At 54.1% G+C, this 5,538-nt stretch carries 2 tRNA genes and 3 rRNA genes; all 5 read left to right on the forward strand.

Annotated elements, in window-relative coordinates:
- The first annotated feature begins 237 nt into the window (after positions 1-237).
- The 5 genes from DVT68_RS20180 (at position 238) to rrf (ending at position 5,471) form a co-directional block, all read left to right on the forward strand.
- Positions 238-1,782: ribosomal RNA gene (locus DVT68_RS20180) — 16S ribosomal RNA — on the forward strand.
- 191 nt (positions 1,783-1,973) lie between these two features.
- Positions 1,974-2,050, forward strand: a tRNA-Ile gene (locus DVT68_RS20185).
- Between the two features lie 11 nt (positions 2,051-2,061).
- Positions 2,062-2,137 (forward strand) — tRNA-Ala (locus DVT68_RS20190).
- A 204-nt stretch (positions 2,138-2,341) separates the two neighbouring features.
- Positions 2,342-5,220 (forward strand): 23S ribosomal RNA (locus DVT68_RS20195).
- A gap of 138 nt (positions 5,221-5,358) precedes the next feature.
- Positions 5,359-5,471, forward strand: a 5S ribosomal RNA gene (gene rrf, locus DVT68_RS20200).
- Together the 16S, 23S and 5S rRNA genes with 2 tRNA genes alongside form the textbook arrangement of a ribosomal RNA operon.
- The last annotated feature ends 67 nt before the right edge of the window (positions 5,472-5,538 follow it).

The raw sequence follows: 5,538 nt of genomic DNA on the forward strand, positions 1-5,538 counted from the left end.
GATGTAAGATGAGCGGCTCACTCGGAACGAAATGTTCCAGCGCTGAAACGGAAACGGTCAGCAAGTGATTGAGATCTTTGACAGTGTGCGCAGGTGACTTGTGTGGGCGCCTTGCGGTGGATGACTGAATGTCAAACATATGCAAGCGTCTAACCTAAGAGTCAATTCAAAAGCTTGACGTTTTATGGTTAGGACAACGCTTCAGAAAGATAGATCAGCTTCGGTTGATCGAAAACTTAAGTGAAGAGTTTGATCCTGGCTCAGATTGAACGCTGGCGGCATGCTTAACACATGCAAGTCGAACGGCAGCACAGCAGTAGCAATACTGTGGGTGGCGAGTGGCGGACGGGTGAGTAATGCATCGGGATCTACCCAAACGTGGGGGATAACGTAGGGAAACTTACGCTAATACCGCATACGTCTTACGAGAGAAAGCAGGGGACCTTCGGGCCTTGCGCGGTTGGACGAACCGATGTGCGATTAGCTAGTTGGTGAGGTAACGGCTCACCAAGGCGACGATCGCTAGCTGGTCTGAGAGGATGATCAGCCACACTGGGACTGAGACACGGCCCAGACTCCTACGGGAGGCAGCAGTGGGGAATATTGGACAATGGGCGCAAGCCTGATCCAGCAATGCCGCGTGTGTGAAGAAGGCCTTCGGGTTGTAAAGCACTTTTATCAGGAGCGAAACGCTGTCGGCTAATACCCGGCGGAACTGACGGTACCTGAGGAATAAGCACCGGCTAACTTCGTGCCAGCAGCCGCGGTAATACGAAGGGTGCAAGCGTTAATCGGAATTACTGGGCGTAAAGCGTGCGTAGGCGGTTATTTAAGTCTGTTGTGAAATCCCCGGGCTCAACCTGGGAATGGCAATGGATACTGGATAGCTAGAGTGTGATAGAGGATGGTGGAATTCCCGGTGTAGCGGTGAAATGCGTAGAGATCGGGAGGAACATCAGTGGCGAAGGCGGCCATCTGGATCAACACTGACGCTGAGGCACGAAAGCGTGGGGAGCAAACAGGATTAGATACCCTGGTAGTCCACGCCCTAAACGATGCGAACTGGATGTTGGTCTCAACTCGGAGATCAGTGTCGAAGCTAACGCGTTAAGTTCGCCGCCTGGGGAGTACGGTCGCAAGACTGAAACTCAAAGGAATTGACGGGGGCCCGCACAAGCGGTGGAGTATGTGGTTTAATTCGATGCAACGCGAAGAACCTTACCTGGCCTTGACATGTCTGGAATCCTGCAGAGATGCGGGAGTGCCTTCGGGAATCAGAACACAGGTGCTGCATGGCTGTCGTCAGCTCGTGTCGTGAGATGTTGGGTTAAGTCCCGCAACGAGCGCAACCCTTGTCCTTAGTTGCCAGCACGTAATGGTGGGAACTCTAAGGAGACTGCCGGTGACAAACCGGAGGAAGGTGGGGATGACGTCAAGTCATCATGGCCCTTACGGCCAGGGCTACACACGTACTACAATGGTCGGTACAGAGGGTTGCAATACCGCGAGGTGGAGCCAATCCCAGAAAGCCGATCCCAGTCCGGATTGGAGTCTGCAACTCGACTCCATGAAGTCGGAATCGCTAGTAATCGCAGATCAGCTATGCTGCGGTGAATACGTTCCCGGGCCTTGTACACACCGCCCGTCACACCATGGGAGTGAGTTGCTCCAGAAGCCGTTAGTCTAACCGCAAGGGGGACGACGACCACGGAGTGGTTCATGACTGGGGTGAAGTCGTAACAAGGTAGCCGTATCGGAAGGTGCGGCTGGATCACCTCCTTTCGAGAACGACATCTTTCTCCCCGCAAGACGTCCACACAAGACACCTGCACTTTATTTCACGCGAAGTTTGCTTCACGCGACATCCCTGTCGCGAAGGCAACACCAGCCATCCCTGGCTGGACTCTTCACGAAACGCCCGCTTCGATGCGAATCGAAGAGTGGGTTGTTTCTGTTGAGGCACAAAGGTTCCCGGGTCTGTAGCTCAGGTGGTTAGAGCGCACCCCTGATAAGGGTGAGGCCGGTGGTTCGAGTCCTCCCAGACCCACCACTGAATCACTTGGGGCCATAGCTCAGCTGGGAGAGCACCTGCTTTGCAAGCAGGGGGTCGTCAGTTCGATCCTGACTGGCTCCACCATTTTGGTGGCGCGACGTGAAATGAAGGCAGAAGCGCACACGAATTGATTTGAAACGAGACGGCACTGTGGCCGTTCTTGTGTTCTTTGACAAAGTAAACGAGTGACAAGCGTCTTGGTTCGAAACCGAATCGAGATGTGTCGTTGAGGCAATTAAGCGAACGCGTTGTTTGGAGATGTAATCCCGAGGCGACTTGGGGTTATATGGTCAAGCGACCAAGCGTATACGGTGGATGCCTTGGCGGTCAGAGGCGATGAAGGACGTGGCAGCCTGCGAAAAGTGTCGGGGAGCTGGCAACAAGCTTTGATCCGGCAATGTCCGAATGGGGAAACCCACCTAGCAATAGGTATCCTGCAGTGAATACATAGCTGCTGGAAGCGAACCGGGGGAACTGAAATATCTAAGTACCCCGAGGAAAAGAAATCAACCGAGATTCCGTCAGTAGCGACGAGCGAACGCGGACTAGCCCAAAAGCATCGAGTGTTTTAGTCGAACGGTTTGGAAAAGCCGGCCATAGCGGGTGATAGCCCCGTAGGCGAAAGGGCATTCGATGTGAAATTGAGTAAGGCGGGGCACGAGAAACCCTGTCTGAACATGGGGGGACCATCCTCCAAGGCTAAATACTCCTGACCGACCGATAGCGAACAAGTACCGTGAGGGAAAGGCGAAAAGAACCCCGGAGAGGGGAGTGAAATAGACCCTGAAACCGTATACGTACAAGCAGTGGAAGCCCGCAAGGGTGACTGCGTACCTTTTGTATAATGGGTCAGCGACTTACTGTCAGTGGCAAGCTTAACCGTATAGGGGAGGCGAAGGGAAACCGAGTCTGAATAGGGCGCATAGTCTCTGGCAGTAGACCCGAAACCGAGTGATCTATCCATGGCCAGGTTGAAGGTGCGGTAACACGCACTGGAGGACCGAACCCACATCTGTTGCAATAGATGGGGATGAGCTGTGGATAGGAGTGAAAGGCTAAACAAACTCGGAGATAGCTGGTTCTCCTCGAAAGCTATTTAGGTAGCGCCTCGTATGAATCTTCCTGGGGGTAGAGCACTGTTATGGCTAGCGGGCCATCGCGGCTTAGTAAACCATGGCAAACTCCGAATACCAGGACAGAATGTACGGGAGACACACGGCGGGTGCTAACGTCCGTCGTGAAAAGGGAAACAACCCAGACCCGCAGCTAAGGTCCCAAAGTTATAGCTAAGTGGAAAACGATGTGGAAAGGCATAGACAGCCAGGAGGTTGGCTTAGAAGCAGCCACCCTTTAAAGAAAGCGTAATAGCTCACTGGTCGAGTCGGTCTGCGCGGAAGATTTAACGGGGCTAAGCTATACACCGAAGCTCGGGGTGCACACTTTGTGTGCGCGGTAGAGGAGCGTTCCGTAAGCCTGTGAAGGTGGATTGAGAAGTCTGCTGGAGGTATCGGAAGTGCGAATGCTGACATGAGTAACGATAATGCGGGTGAAAAGCCCGCACGCCGAAAGCCCAAGGTTTCCTCGCGCAACGTTCATCGGCGCAGGGTGAGTCGGCCCCTAAGGCGAGGCAGAAATGCGTAGTCGATGGGAAGCTGGTTAATATTCCAGCACTTGTCTGTAGTGCGATGTGGGGACGGAGAAAGTTAGGTCTACCAGGCGTTGGTTGTCCTGGGGAAAGGCGGTAGGCATGAGGGTTAGGCAAATCCGGCCCTCTTTATGCCGAGCACCGAGACGAGTCCTATTGGACGAAGTGACTGATACTACGCTTCCAGGAAAAGCCACTAAGCTTCAGCTACAGAGAAACCGTACCGTAAACCGACACTGGTAGGCAGGGTGAGAATCCCAAGGCGCTTGAGAGAACTCGGGTGAAGGAACTAGGCAAAATGGCACCGTAACTTCGGGAGAAGGTGCGCCCTTTTTGGTGGCTACATGCGTAGCTGAGCTGAGAAGGGTCGCAGTAACCTGGCCGCTGCGACTGTTTATCAAAAACACAGCACTCTGCAAACACGAAAGTGGACGTATAGGGTGTGACGCCTGCCCGGTGCTGGAAGGTTAATTGATGGGGTCAGCCGCAAGGCGAAGCTCTTGATCGAAGCCCCAGTAAACGGCGGCCGTAACTATAACGGTCCTAAGGTAGCGAAATTCCTTGTCGGGTAAGTTCCGACCTGCACGAATGGCGTAACGACAGCGGCGCTGTCTCCACCCGAGACTCAGTGAAATTGAAATCGCTGTGAAGATGCAGCGTTCCCGCGGCAAGACGGAAAGACCCCGTGAACCTTTACTACAGCTTCACACTGAACGTTGAGTTCTTCTGTGTAGGATAGGTGGGAGGCTATGAAACCGAGACGCTAGTTTCGGTGGAGCCATCCTTGAAATACCACCCTGAAGTGCTTGACGTTCTAACCTAGGTCCGTAATCCGGATCAGGGACCGTGTGTGGTGGGTAGTTTGACTGGGGCGGTCTCCTCCCAAAGAGTAACGGAGGAGCACGAAGGTACGCTCAGCGCGGTCGGACATCGCGCACTGTGTGCAAAGGCATAAGCGTGCTTGACTGCGAGATCGACGGATCAAGCAGGTACGAAAGTAGGTCTTAGTGATCCGGTGGTTCTGTATGGAAGGGCCATCGCTCAACGGATAAAAGGTACTCCGGGGATAACAGGCTGATACCGCCCAAGAGTTCATATCGACGGCGGTGTTTGGCACCTCGATGTCGGCTCATCACATCCTGGGGCTGTAGCCGGTCCCAAGGGTATGGCTGTTCGCCATTTAAAGTGGTACGCGAGCTGGGTTCAGAACGTCGTGAGACAGTTCGGTCCCTATCTGTCGTGGGCGTTGGAGATTTGAGAGGGGCTGCTCCTAGTACGAGAGGACCGGAGTGGACGTTCCGCTGGTGTTCGGGTTGTCATGCCCATGGCATTGCCCGGTAGCTATGAACGGAAGCGATAACCGCTGAAAGCATCTAAGCGGGAAGCGCGCCTCAAGATGAGATCTCCCGAGACTTCGAGTCTCCTTAAGGCACCATCAAGACTAGGTGGTTGATAGGCGCGGTGTGGAAGTGCAGCAATGCATTGAGCTTACGCGTACTAATGAGCCGTGAGGCTTGACCATATAACCCCAAGACGCTTCGTGAGACGCTCAACAGAGCGACGCTCTCAACGAACATCTAGTTCGAATTTCACCAGACGCTTGTCACTCGTTTACGCCCTCTGCGGAACTGGCGCTTCATAGCGCTGTTCCCACCCTTTCCCTGGCGGCTATAGCGCTGTGGTCCCACCCGATCCCATCCCGAACTCGGAAGTGAAACGCAGCTGCGCCGATGGTAGTGTGAATCCTCATGCAAGAGTAGGTCACCGCCAGGGGCTTTATCCCTCAAACGCCTTCCCATCCGGGAAGGCGTTTGTCTTTGTGCGCGAGAAAAATCCGCGC

It is taken from the genome of Dyella solisilvae (assembly GCF_003351225.1).
Lineage (GTDB): Bacteria > Pseudomonadota > Gammaproteobacteria > Xanthomonadales > Rhodanobacteraceae > Dyella > Dyella solisilvae.